The 20,245-nt window shown below is 54.6% G+C and carries 14 protein-coding genes; 3 read left to right on the top strand and 11 right to left on the bottom strand.

The genetic code is table 11. The annotated features are described in order from the left end of the window. Window positions 1-9 precede the first annotated feature (9 nt). The 4 genes from rpaB to RHH81_RS10700 form a co-directional block, all read right to left on the bottom strand. Window positions 10-753 (bottom strand): response regulator transcription factor RpaB, encoded by a 744-nt coding sequence (rpaB, locus tag RHH81_RS10715; protein ID WP_149821735.1) that lies wholly within the window; start codon window positions 751-753, stop codon window positions 10-12. Between the two features lie 250 nt (window positions 754-1,003). Continuing rightward, on the bottom strand, window positions 1,004-4,423 hold the full coding sequence (locus RHH81_RS10710; RefSeq protein ID WP_310743040.1) for a phycobilisome rod-core linker polypeptide: 3,420 nt from the start codon (window positions 4,421-4,423) through the stop codon (window positions 1,004-1,006). Between the two features lie 221 nt (window positions 4,424-4,644). Continuing rightward, on the bottom strand, window positions 4,645-5,631 hold the full coding sequence (gene thiL, locus RHH81_RS10705) for a thiamine-phosphate kinase (protein WP_206201692.1): 987 nt from the start codon (window positions 5,629-5,631) through the stop codon (window positions 4,645-4,647). Between the two features lie 2 nt (window positions 5,632-5,633). Further along, window positions 5,634-6,143 (bottom strand): TIGR02652 family protein, encoded by a 510-nt coding sequence (locus RHH81_RS10700; RefSeq protein ID WP_206200155.1) that lies wholly within the window; start codon window positions 6,141-6,143, stop codon window positions 5,634-5,636. 176 nt (window positions 6,144-6,319) lie between these two features. Here RHH81_RS10700 and thiO point away from each other — a divergent pair, with 176 nt between their 5' ends. Next, a complete protein-coding gene (thiO, locus tag RHH81_RS10695; RefSeq protein WP_206200154.1) occupies window positions 6,320-7,426 on the top strand; it encodes a glycine oxidase ThiO in 1,107 nt (368 codons plus the stop codon). On the opposite strand, the gene rpe is transcribed toward thiO, so the two are convergent. Continuing rightward, window positions 7,423-8,118 carry a ribulose-phosphate 3-epimerase gene (rpe, locus tag RHH81_RS10690; protein WP_302677601.1) on the bottom strand — a complete coding sequence of 232 codons (696 nt, stop codon included), beginning with the start codon at window positions 8,116-8,118 and terminating at the stop codon, window positions 7,423-7,425. The genes thiO and rpe overlap by 4 nt on opposite strands. 198 nt (window positions 8,119-8,316) lie before the next feature. Here rpe and RHH81_RS10685 point away from each other — a divergent pair, with 198 nt between their 5' ends. Then, window positions 8,317-9,006 (top strand): hypothetical protein, encoded by a 690-nt coding sequence (locus RHH81_RS10685; RefSeq protein WP_206200152.1) that lies wholly within the window; start codon window positions 8,317-8,319, stop codon window positions 9,004-9,006. Between the two features lie 2 nt (window positions 9,007-9,008). Here RHH81_RS10685 and RHH81_RS10680 read toward each other — a convergent pair whose 3' ends face one another. From RHH81_RS10680 to RHH81_RS10660, 5 genes are all read right to left on the bottom strand, one after another. Further along, complete coding sequence (locus tag RHH81_RS10680) at window positions 9,009-9,641, bottom strand: tRNA-(ms[2]io[6]A)-hydroxylase (protein ID WP_206200151.1); 633 nt, start codon at window positions 9,639-9,641, stop codon at window positions 9,009-9,011. Next, window positions 9,598-10,089: a universal stress protein gene (locus RHH81_RS10675; RefSeq protein WP_206200150.1), complete on the bottom strand. Its 492-nt coding sequence runs from the start codon at window positions 10,087-10,089 to the stop codon at window positions 9,598-9,600. The genes RHH81_RS10680 and RHH81_RS10675 overlap by 44 nt, the downstream gene beginning before the upstream one ends. A gap of 196 nt (window positions 10,090-10,285) precedes the next feature. Next, window positions 10,286-10,963, bottom strand: coding sequence for a bifunctional demethylmenaquinone methyltransferase/2-methoxy-6-polyprenyl-1,4-benzoquinol methylase UbiE (gene ubiE / locus RHH81_RS10670; protein WP_310743038.1), 678 nt, complete (start codon window positions 10,961-10,963; stop codon window positions 10,286-10,288). A gap of 9 nt (window positions 10,964-10,972) precedes the next feature. Next, the gene (locus RHH81_RS10665) at window positions 10,973-13,255 is read right to left on the bottom strand and encodes a cache domain-containing protein (RefSeq protein ID WP_310743037.1); all 2,283 of its coding nucleotides are present in this window, start codon (window positions 13,253-13,255) and stop codon (window positions 10,973-10,975) included. A gap of 88 nt (window positions 13,256-13,343) precedes the next feature. Further along, complete coding sequence (locus tag RHH81_RS10660; protein ID WP_310743036.1) at window positions 13,344-18,041, bottom strand: translocation/assembly module TamB domain-containing protein; 4,698 nt, start codon at window positions 18,039-18,041, stop codon at window positions 13,344-13,346. A gap of 163 nt (window positions 18,042-18,204) precedes the next feature. Here RHH81_RS10660 and RHH81_RS10655 point away from each other — a divergent pair, with 163 nt between their 5' ends. After that, window positions 18,205-18,924 (top strand): SDR family oxidoreductase, encoded by a 720-nt coding sequence (locus RHH81_RS10655; RefSeq protein WP_310743035.1) that lies wholly within the window; start codon window positions 18,205-18,207, stop codon window positions 18,922-18,924. Here the strand turns inward: RHH81_RS10655 and clpX are convergent. Further along, window positions 18,921-20,243 (bottom strand): ATP-dependent protease ATP-binding subunit ClpX, encoded by a 1,323-nt coding sequence (clpX, locus tag RHH81_RS10650; RefSeq protein WP_149819308.1) that lies wholly within the window; start codon window positions 20,241-20,243, stop codon window positions 18,921-18,923. The genes RHH81_RS10655 and clpX overlap by 4 nt on opposite strands. Window positions 20,244-20,245: the final 2 nt, after the last annotated feature.

The raw sequence follows: 20,245 nt of genomic DNA, 5'->3' as shown, positions 1-20,245 counted from the left end.
TCAAGCCAGTTAGGAATTTTTGTTGCTTGCTTCTCCCGGTTCAGTAATCCGCTGAAAGAGATAGCCTGTTCCCCGTGCTGTCAAAATTAATTCTGGATTACTGGGGTCTTCCTCTAGCTTAGCCCGCAAGCGGGAAATGTGGACATCCACCACCCGCGTATCCACATGGCGTTCTGGCGTGTAGCCCCACACCTGCTCGAGAATTTCTCCCCGTGAGAAGGGTTCCCCCGAGCGTCCCACCAGCAATTCCAAGAGCATAAATTCCATACCCGTGAGGCGAATGCGCTCATCCCCCTTATAGACTTGGCGCTTGTTGGTATCAATGCGAATATTGCCCACCTGAATCACCCCAGAGCTAGGGATACCAGAGGTGCTGGTTTTTTCAATGCGTCGCAGCACCGAGCGAATGCGGGCTTCCAACTCCTTGGGGGAAAAGGGCTTGACCACATAATCATCGGCGCCCAGTTCCAGCCCTGTAATGCGATCGGCGACATCGCCAAGGGCAGTGAGCATAATGATGGGGACATCGGATTCTTTGCGCAGTTCTTGACAGACGCCATAGCCATCTAGTTTGGGCATCATCACGTCAAGCACTACTAAATCTGGCTGCTCCTGCCGAAATGTGGTCAGGGCTTCCTCGCCATCGGCAGCAGTGACGACGGTATAGCCAATCATTGACAGCCGAGTTTCTAAAATGCGGCGAATACTCGCTTCATCATCAACAACGAGTATCTTTTCTTTGTGGCTCTCCAAAGTAACGGACACTCCTACTCAATGAGAACAGTAATGGATAAGAAATTAAAATGTGAATTTTTTGTACTCTATCATTTTTTTACTGGCTATAGAAAGACTCCCAGCCCTGACTAGGACAGGATTTTGCCGATTTTTCAGAATTGAGAATCTTTAAGATATTTTAATGTGGTCTTGTCGAGAAAAAAAGCGGACACCCCTGCAAGAGCATCCGCTAGTGTATTGATTCACCAGTGGTTAGTGGCAGCGTTCCCTAGTCGCGGTGGCTTGGCTGAATCCCCACCAACGAGGGCGAGAGGCTTGACCAAGACTGCTTCACCAAGTCGGCCTCGGCCTTGACACTGCCAATGTAGTTGCCCGCTGGCAGGGTGGGGAAGCGTTTGTAGGGCACGACATCTTCGCCAAAGTAGCGGCTGTACTCAGGGCTATTCACCATCGTTTCGACAGCAGCCTTGAGGCCTTGATCCGCCAAGATTTTGTTGTATTGGCGAATTTCCGCTTGGGTGGCCGGGGCGCGACCGAGGAGGTGACGGAAGAGGAATTCAATCACCTTGGTGTTGGGATAGGGGGTGTAGAAGCGGTTGCGATAGATCTCCGAGCTGGCCAAGGTACGCACAAACTCGCGAACCGTAATTTCACCGTTGCGCAGGCGGCTCTCGAGATCAGGGCGCCGGAACTGGCTGGGCACTTGGCCACTGAAGACATCCATCACTTGGCAGTAGATGGCATTGATCACCAGTTCCACTTCAGCACTAGGGGCACCCACGGTCATGCGGAAAATGCGAGCAGGACGGCGACGGGTGGTACCGACCCCCACTTCCACCGATTGACCATCGCCATTGCGGAAGGAGCGTCCCAATTCGATAAAGCGGGGTTTGCTGGGATCCGCTTGACGCGCTTTGGCCTCTTGTTCGGCGATCGCCCGACTGAGGAGCGGCAGCTTCGTGTTATCGAGGCGAGGTTTCACGGGTGCGAAGCTGGGCACGACAATCGCATCACTTTGCTTCGTGAGTTGATTGTGCAATTTCTCAGTGTTGGGGAAGTTGGCCGCCGGCAGGGTGGGGAAGCGACGATAGGGCACCGTATCCTCACCAAAGGCTTCAGCGTATTCAGCACTACTGACGAGGGCTTGGACAAAGGCCTTTAAGCCTTGGGTGGCCAGAATTTGGTTGTAGCGGCGAATTTCCGCTTGATCAAGGGGCGCTCGACCTAAGAAGTGCTTGGTGCCCAGTTCGATCACCTTGGTGTTGGGGTAGGGGGTGTAGAACTCCTTCTGATAGAGTTCCGAGCAACCCAAGCCCTCGATAAACTCCTTGAGGGTAATCTCGCCGTTGCTGAGCTTCGATTCAAGGGCAGTAAATTCATCGCGGACAATGTAGGGCGCCACATCCCGCTCAAAGACCTGACGATAGGCCGCCTGAATCACTAGTTGCAGATTTTGCTTGTCATTGAGATCTGTGAGCTTAAAGACCTTGGTTTGGTCGCGGCGCTTGCTCACCCCTTGATTGGCACGGAACTGAATTGCTGGCTCGGTTCGCAGTTCGGTCACCGCCCCCAGTTCGACAAAGCGAGGTGTTTCTTCTTTTTCAGGGGGTACGCCAGTTTCACCAATCGTGCCAGTGCGGAGCGATCGCAGAGCCAGACCTTGGGGCGTAATGTAGCGCTCGTAGGGAACCGTATCTTCGCCAAAGGCTTCGCTGTACTCTTGGCTGTCAATGATCGCATCCACTAAGCCATAGAGACCTTTCTTCGAGGCAATGTCGAAGTAGGCATTCATCTCTTGGCGACCATAGGTGGGACGACCCAAGAGGCGACGGTGAATATATTCAATCGCCTTCGTGACGTACAGCGGTGTCCAGTAGAGGCTGCGGAAGAGGTTTGACTTGGCCAAAATCCGCACAAATTCACGCACAGAGATTTCACCGTTTTCCAGTTTGATCTCGGCCACTTTTTGGCGCTGCCCTTCATAGACATCGCGGCCAAAGACTTGCAGATAAGCGGCACGAATCACCCGCTGGGTCGAACTTTCAGCAAATTTGACGCTGTCGCCGCCCGTGGCGATCGAGCGTTTGCCAATGCGGGCATTGATGCTGGGAAGCTGATCCAGTTTGAAGACTTTTGGCCCTAGGCTGCCGGGGGCGACCCCACGCGCTGCGGGATTGCTCACCTGATTGTTGATCCCTGGCCCGCGCGTAATGAGAATGCGGCGGGTGTCTTTGTTGAAGGGTTGGGGGCGAGCATTGGGATTTTTCTTCTCTTTCGGGAAGATGGCGCCAAACTGAATTTCCAAGGGATCGTTGCCCGCACCGTAGGGGTGTTGATCCGGCAGCGGCTGATCCTGAGCGGCAAAGGTGGTGATGAATTGCGGGACTTTACGGAAGGGAGCACTGTACTTGAAGAGATCCTGTTGGGCACCCCAGTTGCGGCACTCTTGAGCCTCTTGACCCAGACCCCGCAGATAGGGCACCGTCTCTTCACCAAAGTAGTCGCTGTATTCCTTGGAATCCACAAGGGCATCCACTAAGGCTGGAAGACCCCCTTTGGAAATAATGGCAAAGTAGGTTTGCACTTCCTCACGGCTCGAAGGCCCACGACCCAAAATATGGCGGAAGGCCAGTTCGAGGGCACGGCTGTTGATATAGGGTTCGTAGAAGTTTTTGCGATAGAGGGGCGATTTGGCCAGTTGGCGGATGAACTCCTTCATCGAGATGGAGCCATTTTTCACCTTGGATTCTAGGTCAGAGATGCCCAAGCCGTAGGCACGGGAGATGTCGCGTTCAAAGATTTGCCGATAGGCGGCTTTGACCACTTCGTTTTTCTCGGCAGCGGATAGCCCCGGCTTCATCACAAATTTGGGACGGCGTTCGGCGGCATTGAAGTAAATCTGGGGTAGTTGCAGACCTTGAAGATCCGTGGAGTTGCGCTGCCGCACTTTATCGGAGGGGGCAGGGGCAATAAATTCGTTGATCAGAACTTCAAAGTAGGTTTCCACAATGCCCTTGGCTTCGGCGTCTTTTTCAAAGTAGCTAAGAGCCGCCCGCCGCATTTCCTGTAGGGCAGCAATGGTGGCATCAGTGGAGCAAGCAGCCTCAATAATTTCCCGCAAGCCGCGCGTATTCACCGCCAGAATGTTGGGATCGCCAGCCACAATGGCATAGGTGGTATAGCGCAGGAACCAATCCAAGTCGCGCAGGGATTTTTCCATGCGGGCAGGGCCATAGCGGGCAATGTTGATCGGCTTGAAGCCCACGGGTGCACCACCACCAGAGGCACTAAAGACGGAGCGCAAGCCCTCTAGGAATCCACCACGGGTGTCCACATAGGTTGCGGTTCCCAACTTCATGGCTTCTTTCATGTCAATGGCTTCGCCCCTTGCCCCAGTGGTGAATTGGGGGGCTTCTGCAGTTTGGGGACGGGAGAGGAAGGCCATGGGGGAACCACCGACAAAGATGCGGTTGGCAGCACGGGAAACAATGATGTCGGCGTTGCGGGTGAGGGTGGTGGCAATTTCAAGGCGTTTTGCCCCAGAGCGCAGATAAACAGCGAGTTCATCCAGCTCACCCCGATTCAGGAAGCGATCCTGCTGTTCGGCTTGAATAATCGTTGAAACGGGGACTGTTTGATAAAGTTGCGGGCGGGCAACCGAGCTTCCACCACTTGCTTTGACAACCATGGTTACTAAGAGGCTCCCTTTACTTTTAGTTAACGCGCTAACTTAGATTAGAACGATTCGGGGGTAGCTCGGTATTTTTTTAAGAAATGTATAAATTTATGGGGATTTATCGGCGATCGCCCCTAAGCTTTATGAATTTTTGTAATATTCCTTGACGGCGGTGCCCGACCTCAACACCCATGCCTGCTTCAGGCAACTAATTCGCCCACTCAACCGATCGCCTAAAAGTGCTGAAAAAGTTGATCGGGCTGCAGGGGCAATAATTCACCATTGAGCTTGAGTTGCACTCTCTTTTCAGGAATCATTTCCCCAACAATGGCGGCTTGCTCACCCGCTGCCCTACAAAGTTCTTGAGCCAAGTCTGGGGCAAGGCACAACACCAGTTCAAAATCTTCACCGCCATAGAGTGCCCAGTTCAAGGCCTGCGGGCGATCGCTATAGCCCACCATCGGAATTTGCTCTGCCCAAAGAATCGCACCCACCCCACTGGCTTGACAGAGTTGCAAGACAGCTGCCGCGAGGCCATCACTACTATCCATGCCAGCCAGACGCGGCGGGGGCACCTGTTGGCGCAGCCATTGCACAATATCCAATCGAGGTTGAGGGCGTTGATGGGCTTGGATCCACGCTTGCCGTAGTTCTGCGGACACAGTACTAGCCCACTGCGGATACAAAAGGCACTCGAGACCAGCGCGGGAGGCACCATGAACCCCCGTCACGACAATGACATCCCCCACCCGGGCGCGATCGCGATAAATAATCCGTTCTGGCGGCGCACTGCCCAAGACGGTGATGCTGAGACTGAGAACGCTAGAGCGACAGGTATCACCACCGATAATGCTGGTGCCATAGGCCTGACAACAGGCGGCCATGCCTTGATAAATCTCCTCAATTGTTGCCACAGGACAGTTGCGCGGTGCCGCGAGACCCACCGTTAACCCCAAGGGCAATGCCCCCATGGCTGCAAGGTCGGATAAATTGGCGGCCAGCGATCGCCAGCCCACATCCACTGGCGTCATGGTCACAGGGGTATCGCCCATGCCTAAACTAAAGTGCACCCCCTCCACTAGGACATCGGTACTGACAATCAGTTGCTCCCCAAGGGGTAGCGACAGAACCGCGGCATCATCGCCAATCAATTCCCTGTGGCAATAGGGGCGCAGGCGCTCAATCAATTCCAGTTCGCCACAGTCGGTGAGGGTGAGCATCACTAGTCAAACATCCGAAAATAGGGGGGGCGAATGGGGGCGCCGGGTTCTTTTTCGAGATCAAAGTTAATCACATCCCAGCGCTCCTCTTGGCTAGCGGGGGGGCTAAACTCAACGGGCAAACCAAAGAGGCGCAGCATTTGGGGATCCGTGGAGCCTCGCCAAGGGGTGCTGCGTTCGAGGTAGGCACAAAAGAGATCCCGATAGCGTTCGGCAATAATGACTTTGGTGGCGCGGTAGCCTTGGGTGTAGAGGCGATCGAGGGCATCGTGAATTTCAAAGCGAATCCCGTCGGGGTGGGTGTGCTGGCGATACCATTCGCCGTTCCAGAGGCGCCAAATGCGGCCGGATTGTAGGTGCATTAATTCCCCCGTTTTGGCATCAGCTTCAAAAGGACCGTGGCGCGGGCACAGGTACGTATCGGTGAGGGTCAGGGCGGGAATGACTTGCCGACAGTGGGGACAACGAATTTCAGGACCAAAGATCGGGTAGTGAGAGCCGGATGAGATCATGGACAGTTACCACACAGCGGCAGCAAATCCACCGCGATCGCCCTTATTATAACGAGTTGACTTCAGGAGCGGAAAACAAGGCGCCGTTCCCCCTCAAGTGGGTGGTTTGGGCTACCCTTAAGGGGTGGCAGATGCCAAGATAAAGAAATGTGTAAATTGGGATTGAAGCGTCAAGAATGATCCTTGGGGATGAACAGCGGGACATTTTGATTATTGGTGGCGGCACCATGGGGCTGGCGATCGCCATCGAATTGGCATTGCGGGGGGCACGACCCACCGTTCTGAGCCGCCAGTTTCGGGAAGCAGCGCTCCATGCCGCAGCGGGAATGTTAGCCCCCCAAGCAGAAGGCTTGCCCGCAGGCGCCATGTGGAATTTGTGTACGGCGAGCCGCAATCTCTATCCCAGCTGGATTGATAAGCTTGAGCAACTGACGGGCATGGATGCGGGCTACTGGCTCTGTGGTATTTTGGCACCCGTGACCGATGAGCGGCAGCGCGATCGCGCCCACCCTATGGAACCCGACAGCCGCTGGCTCGATGCATCTGAACTTGGGAACTATCAACCGGGCTTTGCGGAGAGTGTGCTAGGGGCTTGGTGGTTTCCCCAAGATGGGCAGGTGAATACGCGCAACTTGGCTAAGGTCTTGGTGAGTGCCGCTCGCATTCTAGGAATCGAAGTGATTGAGGGCATTAGTGTCCAGCGGTTTCAGCAAACCCCCCAAGGGGAAATTACAGCCTTGGAGAGCGATCGCGGGCGTTGGTCTGCGGGGATTTACATTCTGGCCACAGGCGCATGGGCACAAAGCCTACTTCCCCTACCCGTCACCCCCCGCAAGGGACAAATGTTAGCCCTAAAACCGCCGGGGCAACCCCTACTGAACCATGTGATCTTTGGCGATCAACTCTATCTCGTGCCGCGTCGCTCTGGCAAAGTGGTGGTGGGTGCCACCAGTGAGGATGTGGGTTTCCAAGAGGGAACTACGGTTGCTGGCCTGCAAGCACTGCTGAATCGTGCCACCGCCGTTATTCCAGAGTTGGCCAGTTACGAGGTGATTGATACGTGGTGGGGCTATCGTCCAGCCACCCCCGATGATTTACCGATTTTGGGGGAAGGGCCAGCGGCGAATCTTTACTTGGCCACGGGGCATTACCGTAATGGCATTTTACTTGCCCCGATTACAGCGAAGCTGATGGCCAACTTGATTTTGCATCGGACGGGCGATCGCCACCTGAAAGCCTTTTCGTGGCAGCGATTTCAAACTCCGTCGGCAGCCAGTGCCTAGGCCGTCACCAACTCAGGACTAGGACGTTTGCTATGGCGGATGCCCGCGATCGCTGCTGCGTAATCCGGTGCCTTGAAGACCGCTGAACCAGCCACAATGGCATTGGCACCGGCTTCGAGAACTTGCCACGTATTTTCCGCCTTGAGACCGCCATCCACTTCGATCCATGGGTCTAAACCGCGCTCTTCGCACAGCTGCCGTAGCCGCCGAATTTTTGGCAAAACCGCTGGAATAAATTTCTGGCCGCCAAAGCCAGGGTTGACACTCATAATCAGCACGAGATCACAGACATCAAGGACGTACTCAATGAGTTCAAGAGGGCTAGAGGGGTTGAGCACTACCCCCGCCTGTTTACCCAGTTCCCGAATTTGACAGAGGGTGCGATGCAGGTGAGGCGAGGCGTTGTGTTCCGCATGGACAGAGATAATATCCGCCCCCGCTTTGGCAAAATCCGCCACGTATTTTTCTGGCTCAACGATCATTAAGTGCACATCGAGGGGCTTTTGGGTCAAGGGGCGAATTGCCTCAACAACCAATGGCCCAATCGTGATATTGGGAACAAAACGACCATCCATGACGTCGACATGGATCCAGTCGGCTCCCGCCCGATCCACCGCTTGGATTTCTTCACCCAAACGACTGAAGTCCGCAGAGAGAATGGAGGGAGCAATCACGACGGGCTTAGCACTCATGACCGATTCATTCCGTAAATAACGTTACAATTGTTTTTCAGTGTACCGAGCGATCGCCCCCACAGCAACTCTCCACCACCCAGACCACTTTGGCAAGTGCCTATGCATAGCCACTGCAGACCAACGGTACATTTTATAGTAGGCAACAATAGAGTTCGTCTGCACCACCAATATCATCAGCCAAAGGTGAGACACCAAATGTTGAAACAGCGCGCCACGATCATCACCATTGCCATTGGGTTGCTGGCCTCAGGCATGAGCGGCTGTGGCTTTATCGTCACTGAAGTCGAAATAGACCCTACCAATCAACCCAATCAAGCGGTGGCGCCACCGGCAGCAGCTGCCCCAGACCTTGAACCCGAACCTCCCAGTGTCACCGCATCTGCGGTTGCAGCATTAATTCCTCCTACCAACCCTAAAACCTACCTTGAGGAACTGGCAGATGTCGGTCGTGCCAATCCCTTCGCCCCGCTGCTTCCCCCCAACAGGAACGAAGCTCCCAAGGGTGAAACGCCAAACGGTGCGCCCGCCGCTACGGGTAATGCGGGTAACGGTTCTCCTCAAACAGCTGCTAATGGAACAGGTACTCCCGCTGCCGCCATTCCACCCACCCCATCACCCCTGCCGCCTCCAGTGGATGCCCAAGCGGTGAAGGTTTTTGGTGTGGCTGCCGTAAATGGTCGCCTACAGGCAATTATTCGCTCGCCCAAAGAGAATGTCACCCGTACGGTGCAGGTGGGGGATACGATCGCTGGCAATGTGCTTGTGCGCGCCATTGATGCCTATGACACCACACCCGCAGTTATTTTGGAGCAATTTGGTCAAACGGTGCGCCTTACGGTCGGTCAGCCCACCACTGCGCAAGAGGCAACGCCACCCACTATCTAAGGCTAACTGTGCATACGAGGCAAGGGGTAGGGCGTGCTGAGAATCTCACTCTCAAGGACAGCCAACTGCTGCAATCGCTCTGCCACCACCTCTTGACCAAAGGACTCATAGGCCAAGTACCAATAGGTGCCATAGTGGCGTGCCTCAGAGGTCACAAGGCTGGCAAAAAATTCTGCTAACTCCCGATCTGGGCAATGCTGAGCCAACAGTTGCAACCGCTCATGGCTGCGAGCTTCAATCAACGCGCAAACCAATAGGGTATCGAGAAAGCGATCGGGTTCCTGCGGGCGGACAGCGGCATTCAAGCGAGAGGCGTAGGGGGGTGCACTGAGGGGGGCAAGGGCAATGTGGCGGCGTTCCAGTTGCTGATTGACTTGACGGAAGTGATCGAGTTCCTCTTGGGCAATATCGGTGAGGGCATCTACCAATCGCTTGTGGGAAGGATAGCGAAACATGAGATTGATAGCTACGCCAGCCGCTTTGCGCTCACAGTGGGAGTGATCGAGCAAAATCGTATCCAAGTGAGCGATCGCCTGCACCACCCAATCGGCACGGGTGGGTTGCACAAGAAACTTAATGCGAACGGGCGTCTCAATCACGGCGGCGCTGAACGGTGAGCACAGAACAGGGGGCATTGTGGAGCACATAGTTGCTGACACTGCCAAGGAAGAACTCGCTCAAGCCCTTGAGACCCCGCCGCCCCAGCACAATCAAATCACTTTCCCAATCTTTGGCCAGATCACAAATGGCTCGACCCGCATCCCCTAAGGCTTGGGTAAATTCTGTGGGCACCCCTTTTTCAGTGGCAATTTGGGTGAGATTGCGCAGCATATCCAAACCTTTTTGCTCAAAGTTTTCCCACTGCTCGGCATAGGTACGCATCACTTCCTCATGGAGTCCCACATAGACCCCGGAAGCGAAGGGGGTGGTAAAGATGGGGTCAGGATAGGATTCATTGGTGGGTGAAAGGACATGAATGAGCATCATGCGGGCTTGGTAGTGCTGTGCCAAATCCAGCGCCGTTTGAAAGACCTGTTCTCCCAGTTCACTGTCGTCAACGGCAACGAGAATTTTTTTGTACATAACGCCCTGCCCTCCAATTTGCCTACCGCCTTTTTCACAGTCATGGAGTCCTGCTCAAGACTGCCCAAACCCATTCCTATTCCTAAAAGCGAATCTCACTCCTGACTCCTCAACTGTTCATCAAAAAATAGAAAAAGGCTCTATCTCTAGCTTAGAAGATTCCCACGGGGCTAAAACCTACATTTTGTAACATAGATTACTTTTGCGCAACAGTAATCGCCATTAGCCCGCCCAAGAGGGGATAGTGTTTCACGTGCTGAAAACCCACGTTTTGAATTAGATCACAGAGGGTGGCTGGGCTGGGGAAAGCCTGAATACTCGGCCACAAATAGTCATACTCTGCGGCCAAGCCATACTGACAGGCGGTGGGCACCACCCACTGTTGCAAGTACCATTGCTGAAATTGCTGGAGTGCGGGGGTTTGGGGATGGCTAAAGTCAAGAATGGCGACTCGCCCAGCGGGAATCAGCAGCCGAAACATTTCCCTGAGAGCTTGGCGAATATCCACGACATTGCGCAGCCCATAGCCCATGGTGATTCCTTGAAAGGTTTGATCTGCAAAGGGCACAGCCAAAGCATCCCCCTGAAGCCATTCAATTTGCGGGTAATGGCAACTGCGCTGACGGGCGATCGCCAAGGGTGCCGCCGCAAAGTCTAACCCCACCACCCGCCCCTGCCGCCCCACCCGCCGCGCCAGCATACGAGTCAAATCGCCCGTGCCACAGCAGAGATCCAAAGCCGTTGCCCCTGCAGGCAGTTCGAGCCAGTCCACGGCCATTTGCTTCCAGACATGGTGAAGGCCAAAGCTCAGTTGATCATTGAGGCGATCGTAGAGGGGGGCAATGCGCTCAAACAGGGCTTGGATATCGGTCATGGTTTAGCCTTAGCGCTGGCGACGCTGACGCAAATAGTTCGCCTCACGGCGTAATTGCTGAAAGTACTCCGTTTCGGTAATTTCTGCCACCTGCTGCCGCCGTTTTTCGTGATCAATTTCCACCCTTAGCTCTTCGATTTGCTGCTGCATCGCTTGCTCACGCTGTTTGCGCTCAGTAATGTCCTGCACCAATCCTTCATAGTAGAGAACCTTGCCCTCGGCATCCCAGACCGCCCGCATATCCAATTCGACCCAGATGATCTGGCGATCGCGCCGATAGGCCTTGAATTCAAAATGTCCCGTTGTTCCTCCAGTCGCAAAATGATTCAGAATCTCATCACGGGTGCTGGCTTCCACATAGATTTGGTCGGGAATACTGGTGACGCTCTGCACCATTTCTTCAGGAGAGTCAAAGCCAAAAATTCTGGCCATGGCGGCATTGACCCGAATAAACCGATTTTCTGTTGACGCCTGAAAAATCCCCTCAAGGGCATTCTCAAAAATACTGCGGTAGTTTTCCTCAGCAATGCGCAGTGCTTCCTCGGCGCGAATGCGATCGCTAATATCAATACCGACGGCAACCGTATGGGTACCCTGCATGTATTTTTGCAAAGCCACGAGGTAAAATGCGGTTTGACCATTGCGCTTAACGGAGATCACCCGTGAGGCAAATTGATCGGGAGAATCCACAAACTCCTGCATAAAGGCTGCCAACTCTCTATCCTCACGCAAAAAGCCCAAGGGACGACCAATAAACGCCTCTGGTGGCAAATTCAAGGTTTCTGCCAACTTGCGATTCACCCCCTTATAGATGCCCTCGGCATTAATCCACGAGATCGTACCCGGTACCGCATTGAGTACCGCCTCAAACTGTTCATTGGCCTCAAGCAGTTCATCACGAATCTGCTCAAGGGAGTGGTTTTTCTGGGCTAACTCCTCAAAAGAGATCCGCAACTGGCGCATCATGGCATTAAAGGCATTGGCCAGTTCCCCCACCTCATCAAGGGAGTGCACCTGTACCAGTGTCGTCAAATCGCCTGCCTGCACGCGGCGGGTCGAAGTCGCCAAGGATTGAATGGGTTTGACAATGGCATTGGCCGTGAGATAGGCCCAAACACTGGCCAACAACAGGGCACCAAGGGTAATGGCAAAGGCCACCAACCGTTTCTGGGTGGTCATGGTATGAATCCACGCTTGGGACTTCCCCACAAAGGCGATACCAATGGGCGGTGGATGCGGCAAATCGAGCTGCTGGCGAAAGTCCTGCAATGGACTGTAGATCGTTACATAGGGAGAACCCAAAATGTCAGTTGTGCCGAAAAACGTTTTGCCCTGATTGAGCACTTGAGTGGCCACTTCGCGAGCAACGCGGGTACCAAGGGCGCGAGTCTGACCATCGGTGTAAGGTACATTGGTGGCAATCCGCAAATCTTGGGCAAAAATTGTTGCCACCGTATCTACCGTGGACCATTCTGTGGTGGCATCCACAAGATCCGGCATATTGTTGAGTAAAATGCCCGTCAGAATTAGCCCCTGAAATTGGTTGTTTTCATAGAGAGGCTTTGCGGCAAAGGCCAGTAAGCCAATATTGCCGTCCGCAATGGGGTAGGTACCGACAGGGGCTGGCTGTTGCTTGGCGGGTAGAGTTGCAATGGGTTGAGGACGCAATGTGATCTTGGCCTGCTGGGCTAAGCCCAGTTCTTGTAACTGCTCACGACTGAGGAGCACCAGACCGCTAATCATCTGCTGGCGATCGCGAGCCACTTGAAACATCGGTAAGTGAGCAATACTGCTGGCTTGATGTGAGCTGAGACGATAGTAGGAATGGGTTTCGGGGGTCAAGTCGAGGAGTGCCTCTCCCGTTTTAGCCAAGACCATTGTTTGCTGGGCGAGTACCTGACCACTAGCATCGCTCACCAGCATCAGATTCATGGGACGCTCAGTGGGATCCACCTCCTCAAGCAGATCGCGGATAGTGGAGGGATTCATCATACGGGTGAGGGGTTGACCCACGTGCTGCACATACATCCCATTGGCAATCAAGAGGGCTTGAATGCGAGACTCATAGGCCAAGTTATCAATTTCCCACTGCAAATCCTGCAAACTAGAGCGCAGTTGCTGCTCAAGTTGACGATCGAAGTTATGATTACTGACCTGAATCAGGGCTTCGGTAATAATCACGGCTGGAAAGAGCGCCACAAGAGCCAAGGCCAAGGTAAATTTCCAACGCAGACTTAACCGCTGCCATGCGGTCGAGAATCGTTGAGATAAGGCTCTAGCGGAATTTTTCATCAAGATTGATACCGAGGCTACTGCAACTGCCGCAATTGCTACTTTCCAAGCTTGAGCGTTGCTGGCAGTACATTGATCTTAGACGACCTTAAAAACGGTAACGGAATTCAATAAAGCCTGTGCCCTGACCACTGGTGCTCACCTGTCCGCCAAGGCGAATCTGCTCTGTCACCTGAAACCCAAGGTTAAACCGCGTCGGATCACTGGGAGCGGTGAGCAACTGCAAGAGGGAAACCGAGGTAAAACTGTTCACTTGAAAACCCAGTTCAGCCCCTAGGGCAAGGGTTGGGGCTTGGCTTTGGGCCTGGCGATCGGGGGGCACGACGGCTGGAAACATCCGAAAGGAAGTGCGGTTACCCGTGGCCTGATCAATCAATGCCTGTAGGTTGTTGAAAAGAGCTGATCCGGCAAGACTGGCCACCGCCGCTTCTCCCCCCACTTGGTTGAGATCCGCAATTGAACCACCGCCCATCAAGGCAAGGAGTTCGGTCGTGCTGCGCGAAGGGGTACTGGATAGCTCAAGCACCGCAGGCAAATTGGTTTGCAATTGACTGGCACGACCATTGATGCGGGCAGTGATCCGAATGGTGTTCAATGTTCCCAGACTGGTGGCTGTGAGGGAACCCGCATCGGAGAGTCGCGTCACGGTGCCGGGGGTATAAACTTCAGTGGCAGTGGCAGCAAGGGTGAGGTTGAGTTCGGGATCTAAGCCATTGGCGGGGGTAAAGAGCACATAGTTATCCGCTCGCCGCTGGAGCAAAAAGAGGGTGGTGAACAGATTCAGTTGCCCGCCTGTGAGGCGAATTTTGCCGTCAGGCTGGAGACTATCGAGACCCCCATTGAGGGTTAAACTGCCAGTGGCCGTTAGGTTGAGAACGGGCGATCGCGTCACCCGCAAGGCATCTGAGATATTAATTACCAAGTTATCAAAAGCTAGGGGTTCAAAGGGACTGTCAGCAGGAGTGGCTAACCCATTGCCATTGACCAAACCATTGATGGCGCCTAAATCCAAACGGCCTTGGCTGAGGTGGACACTGCCCCCCAAATCAGGACTCAGGAGCGTATCCGTAATCACGAGGGTGCCATCTACGGTGCCGCGATAGATATTGCCGGCATTCACTTGCAAGCGTCGCAAGGACGCGGTGAGGGGGGTCGCAGCATCAGGATCATCGGGGACCAAGGGCGTCTGAATCGGTAACACCCCTGCCATAGTAATTTGCCCTTGGCTAAAGAGACCTTGAATGCCATCCACCCGCAGGCGATCGCGATCGAAGCGCACCCGCGCACTGAGATTAGTCACCGGTTCCTCAAAGGCGGGAGTTTTAATCACCGCATCATCCACACTCAGGACGCCATTCACCATCGGCTCCGCCCACGTTCCCCGCAGTTGGGCTTGGAAAACTCCCCTTCCTTGTTGCCATTGCACCTGATCGGTAAAGAGGTTGATCAACGACAATCCCTCATCCTTGACACTCACATCTAGGGCTAACTGCGGATCCACCACGGGTCGCGGGTCAAGGGGATAGATCAAGGGAACCGAACCTGTCACCATGAGCGGTTCTGGCGTATCCAAGCGGGCGATCGCCTGAAGGGCAAGACGATTTTGGGCGTAGCGGAATGTGGCATTCGCTGCCTCCAAGGGACGTTGATTCAACCGACCCTCCGCAAGGGTCGCCTCACCGGCGAGAATGGGCTGCTGCCATGAGCCAGTCAACACCGCTTGGGCATTCACCTTACCTTCCACATCCACCCCCGGCGGCAAAAGACTTGCCACAAGACTCACAGGGAATTGCTCTAGCCGCAGTTGGGCATTTTGCTGGTTACCGCCAAGAATGCCATTGACGTTTAATTGCCCACCATTCACAAGCAGATTGAGGGTTGTCAGCACCAGTTGATTTTGGGCAAAGCGACCGCGACTCAGAAACTGATCAACTGCGTAATTTCCCCACTGCCAATTGGCGCCCTTAAGATCAAAGCTGGCCACCAGACCCGACTGCGGGGTTTGACTCAGATTGATTTGGCCATTAAAAGTCCCCTGAAGTTGCTCCAAGGGGGGCAGCAGCTCCGGCCGCCGCACCAAAGCCGCTTGGGCTTGTAGCATCTCAATTTCGGCAAGGCGGCGAATTTGTGTGAGCAGTGAGACTTGCAGACCTTCCCCTGCGGTGGGTGTGCCCAAATCTGCGGCAGTCCCCCGAGCGGTGGGTTGGCCAATCCCGAGGACGATGGCGAGTCCCGTTAAATCCGCTAAATTGCCTTGGGCAATCGTCAACTGCGCCCCCAATTGTTGAGGCTGGAGATCGGCAGTGAATTGATAGCGACTTTCCCCTTTTGTAAAAAGGCCGGATTGAATCGTCAGGCGATCGCGACTCAGACGGAATTGCGCTTGCAGGCGATCGCCCCGCCATGCCCCTAACCCCGGTCGCTCTACGGTAAAACTACCCTGCCCCCTCGTCCAATTTTGCAACTGGAGATTGCCTGAGGCCACTCCTGCGAGAATGGCTTTTTCGGGGAGTTCCGGGAGCCGTAACCGCAGGGATTCCACAGGAAACTGCTGCAGACGCAGATCAAAGCTCTCCCCTTGGCGCTGGCCGATCAGTTGCGCCTGTTGCCGTTGAACCAGCAGTGAGCGGGGTAAGCCATCGGCATCCAAACGAAATGCCAAGCGATCGCCCCCCCCCTGTACATTGAGGGCTGCCCCCTGTTGTTGGCTCAAGGTAACCGTGCCCGTGAGTTGAGGGGCAAAGCGCAAATCATTCACCGCCAATCCTTGGGTGAGCAGTGCCCCCTGAAACTGGAGCCTATCGAGGCGGCCTGTGAGTTGGCCTTGAAAGGACGTGGTACCTGCAAGGGTGAGGGGAACGGGGAGATTCGGTTCCGAGAAAGTGCTTAAGGTACTCAGGGGGAGATTTCTGGCTTGGATGCCCAATTGAATGTCAGTGGGTTGTAAGGCCGCTAAATCAACACCAATAGTGCCTTGGGCGCGGATCGCACCGAGGGTGGCTTCTTGGACTTGCAATTGCTGACCATCCCAGTTCACAACTGCAATCAGCGGATCACCCGTGGGGGTTTGATCCACTTGCAGATTGGCACTAGCTCGAATCGCTGGTAGCGTTAGTTGATCCACCCGTCCTTGGGCGATCGCCTGCCCACTGAGACGACCTTGTAACTCTTGATTCAACTGCCGTAGGGGAATATTCTCAGCCTGAGCCTGCAACTGCCACTGACCGGCGGCGGCTTGCACTTGACCCCGCAGACGCCCCCCTAAAAACTGCATTTGAAACTCCGGAACGAGCAGTTGAGTTTGCGTCAGACGGGCGGTGCCCCGCAGTGGATACTGAGCCGTCGGTAGTTGAAAGGCGGCATTGGCCTGCCAAGCCTCTGGGGTACGCAGATTGCCAGCAAAGTCCAGTTGTGCAAACCCCTCCCCTAGGGACACGGGCGGAGCCACATCGTAGCGGCGGGCGATCGCCTGCAGATTCACCTGCTGCACTTGTGCTTGGCCACGAAACTCGCCCGTGGGTTCTACCCCAACCGTTGCCTGTACCTCACCGCCATCCACCAACTGGGCGCGAACCTCCATCAGCCTAACCCCTTGCTCAAGGGACGCCATAAACGGCAGCCGTACCTGTTGCAGTTGCAGTTGATCCACTTGGAGCGGCGTTTGGCTGCGCAGTTCACCCATGACTTGGGGATTCTCCAGATCCCCCTGCACGCGAAGGGTGGGAACTTCCACTTGACCCCGCAGGGGAACCGGTGGCGTAATCTGCAAGGCCGTTAAGGTAGGGGCGAGATCAAACCTCGGCACTTGCGCTTCAATGTTCCAGCCGCTTCGGAGACCGACGGTGCCTTGAGCCTGCCAGCGGACATTGGCGATCGCCCCGCGCAAATAGTGCAGCTTTGCCTGATTGCCCTGCAATTGCACATGGGCTTGTAATCCCTTGATGTCTTGGGGCACAAAGGCCGTGCGTAAAGTACCATCCCGCAACCAAATTTGACCCGTGACTTCGGGGGTTTCTGGTAAAGGCAGACGAACCCGTAATTGCCCCTCCAATTGGCCGCCTTGGACACGAATGGTCTCTGGCAGAATCTCATTCCCGAGCCCAAGGGGAATCTTACTGAAGCGCAAATCCAGTTGTCCTGATTCTTGGGGTTGGTTCCAGTCCCCCTGCAATCGCCATTGGCCACCCCCGGCCAGTTGTCCTTCCGCTTGACCTTCGAGGGCAAAATTCTGGCGATCGGGCGTCAGGGTCAATCCGCCATGAATTTGGTACAGCAGGTAGGCAGGACGCCGAAAGGGTTGAACCAGCACAGAGCCATCCCGCACCTTCACCTTGATTTGATTCAGTTGAAAAAAGCTCGGCTCCTCCTCTGGCAGCTGAACTTCTGTGCGCCACCACCGCCCTTGGGCATCCTGAACCACCGTGAGTTGGGGTTGGTGGAGAGTCACATCGAGATCTAGTTTTTGACCTGTCAGAAGCTGCCATGGATTAAAGGCGACTTCAATGCCATTGATTAGCGCGTTGTCCAACTCGGGAGTGCCATCTTCTGACGTGTAGCTGGGAACCGCTGAGGAGCCAAAACGAACAACATTCAGCCCGACGTGCTCAACGTCGCCAATTTCCACTGGCCGATTGAGACGCTGTTGTAGTTGTTGGGCAATTTCAGGAGCCAATTCATAGTGCACAAACCACCACGCCCGCGTTCCACCGAGCACCACCAAGGCAATCATTCTCCATCCCCACTGACGAGACCAAAGGGTAAAGGGGGGTTGTGGTTGCTGCGTCATTCATCCCAACTCCGTCACACCTAGGCAAGACGCTTAACAGCTCAATCCTAATACGCAGAACAAAGGCTCGTCTTTCTAAATTTGATTGCCCAAGCGATGGGTAGGTTCTGGGCAATTCAAGAAACGCTAGGATAAAAGGATGAACGTAAAGAAATGTAACAAAATGAGTGTCTTAGCAGATCGTGTGGTGTTAGTGGTGGGTGCCACAGGTGGCATTGGTCAAGCCGTTGTTGAGCAACTCCAAGAAACGGGTGCCAAGTTGGTCTTAGCGGCTCGCTCGAGCGATCGCCTGCAAGCTTTGGTAGAGCAGCTTCCCTCCTCAGTCACCGTACAAATTCAGCCCTGTGACATCACCCAGCCGGCGCAAGTGAGCGAATTAATGCAAGCCATCCGCAGTGAGCAGGGACGACTCGATGTATTGATCAACGCGGCGGGGGCTGGCCTCCTCAAGCCCTATCAAAAAATTACTGCGGCTGAACTGGATCAGATGTTGGATCTCAACCTTAAGGGTTGCTTTTACACCAGCCAACAGGCTGCCGAACTCATGAAAGAGCAACAACAGGGACACATCTGCACCGTTGTCGGTATCCTCGGTAAACATTCAATGGCGATGGGGTCAGCCTACTGTGCTGCGAAATTTGGAGTCGTGGGCTTCAGCAAGTGTATGGCCGAAGAACTCAAGCGCTATGGTATTCGCTTTAGTCTATTCTACTTTGGCGGTGTGGATACGCCCTTTTGGGATGCCGTCAGCCTCAAAATCGATCGCCAGAAACTGCTGCGACCGGCCACCGTTGCCCGTCTGATTCGCGCTACCCTAGAAACGGATCCCCATGCGGTTCCCCTTGAGTTGAGCTTGATGCCCGATAGCCACGTCTTCTTCTAAGCAGAAAGCGTAGGCAGCGAAGAAGGATGCAGGAGTAGTTCAGCCGTGGAGCGTTTTTCCACCATTTCGGGCGTGATGGTACATTCGCGCAGGTCTTTGCGGGAAGGCAGTTCGTACATCACGTCCAGCATAATCTCTTCAACAATGGCGCGCAGGGCACGGGCACCGGTTTTACGACGGTAGGCCTCTTGGGCGATCGCCTCTACCGCCGCCGGTTCAAAGCGCAACTCCACACTGTCCATGCGCATGAGTTTTTGGTACTGCTTCAGGAGCGCGTTTTGAGGTTGGGTAAGAATTTCTGCCAAGGCGGCCACATCCAACGGCTCTAGCACGGCCACCACGGGAATACGGCCAATGAACTCTGGAATCATGCCGTACTTCACCAGATCGTGGGGTTCCAGTTGCTTGAGAATATCCGCAGAGCGTTTTTCCTTGGGGAGGGGTTCGCCATCGCGGACAAAGCCCATTGCCTTCTTGCCCACCCGCTGCTCAATGGTTTTCTCTAAACCAACAAAGGCGCCCCCACAGATAAAGAGGATATTCGTCGTGTCAATTTGAATGCAGTCTTGGTAGGGATGCTTGCGCCCCCCCTGCGGCGGCACATTGGCGATCGTCCCCTCTAGCATCTTCAGCAGCGCCTGCTGTACCCCTTCCCCGGACACATCACGGGTAATTGAGGGATTTTCACTTTTGCGGGCAATCTTATCAATCTCGTCAATATAGATAATCCCCCGTTGTGCTTCCTCCACATCCATATTGGCGGTTTGCAGCAAGCGCAGCAGGATATTTTCCACATCTTCCCCCACATAGCCGGCTTCCGTGAGGGTAGTGGCATCGGCAACGGCAAAGGGAACATCGAGGAGCTTCGCCAATGTCTGAGCTAAGAGGGTCTTGCCAGAACCCGTCGGGCCAATCAGGAGAATATTGGACTTTTGCAGTTCGACGTTGTCATCGCCCCGCTGATCACCATCCAAAAGACTCAGGCGCTTGTAGTGGTTATAGACCGCAACTGAGAGGATTTTCTTAGCTTCATGCTGGCCAACCACGTGCTTATCAAGAAATTCCTTGATTTGCCGAGGCTTGGGCACTTGGCTGAGGGGCCGACTGCGGGGTGTGCTGCGGGGCGATCGCGACGGTGTGGAGTCTCGACGGGGAGCCGCCGCATTGGGAACGGTGGCCAATTCCTCATCGAGGATTTCATTACACAGTTCTACGCATTCATCACAGATATAGACCCCAGGGCCGGCGATGAGTTTACGCACCTGTTCCTGTGACTTACCACAAAAGGAGCACTTGAGGTGGGTATCATATTTGGCCATAG

This window comes from Thermosynechococcus sp. PKX95, assembly GCF_031583295.1.
GTDB lineage: Bacteria > Cyanobacteriota > Cyanobacteriia > Thermosynechococcales > Thermosynechococcaceae > Thermosynechococcus.
This window is presented reverse-complemented; position numbering and strand designations above follow the sequence as displayed.

Coding starts and splice junctions, on each gene's coding strand:
- RHH81_RS10710 (WP_310743040.1), bottom strand. CDS start 4,423: ATGGTTGTCAAAGCAAGTGGTGGAAGCTCGGTTGCCCGCCCGCAACTT.
- thiL (WP_206201692.1), bottom strand. CDS start 5,631: ATGCTCACCCTCACCGACTGTGGCGAACTGGAATTGATTGAGCGCCTG.
- RHH81_RS10700 (WP_206200155.1), bottom strand. CDS start 6,143: ATGATCTCATCCGGCTCTCACTACCCGATCTTTGGTCCTGAAATTCGT.
- thiO (WP_206200154.1), top strand. CDS start 6,320: ATGATCCTTGGGGATGAACAGCGGGACATTTTGATTATTGGTGGCGGC.
- rpe (WP_302677601.1), bottom strand. CDS start 8,118: ATGAGTGCTAAGCCCGTCGTGATTGCTCCCTCCATTCTCTCTGCGGAC.
- RHH81_RS10685 (WP_206200152.1), top strand. CDS start 8,317: ATGTTGAAACAGCGCGCCACGATCATCACCATTGCCATTGGGTTGCTG.
- RHH81_RS10680 (WP_206200151.1), bottom strand. CDS start 9,641: ATGCCCCCTGTTCTGTGCTCACCGTTCAGCGCCGCCGTGATTGAGACG.
- RHH81_RS10675 (WP_206200150.1), bottom strand. CDS start 10,089: ATGTACAAAAAAATTCTCGTTGCCGTTGACGACAGTGAACTGGGAGAA.
- ubiE (WP_310743038.1), bottom strand. CDS start 10,963: ATGACCGATATCCAAGCCCTGTTTGAGCGCATTGCCCCCCTCTACGAT.
- RHH81_RS10665 (WP_310743037.1), bottom strand. CDS start 13,255: ATGAAAAATTCCGCTAGAGCCTTATCTCAACGATTCTCGACCGCATGG.
- RHH81_RS10660 (WP_310743036.1), bottom strand. CDS start 18,041: ATGACGCAGCAACCACAACCCCCCTTTACCCTTTGGTCTCGTCAGTGG.
- RHH81_RS10655 (WP_310743035.1), top strand. CDS start 18,205: ATGAGTGTCTTAGCAGATCGTGTGGTGTTAGTGGTGGGTGCCACAGGT.
- clpX (WP_149819308.1), bottom strand. CDS start 20,243: ATGGCCAAATATGATACCCACCTCAAGTGCTCCTTTTGTGGTAAGTCA.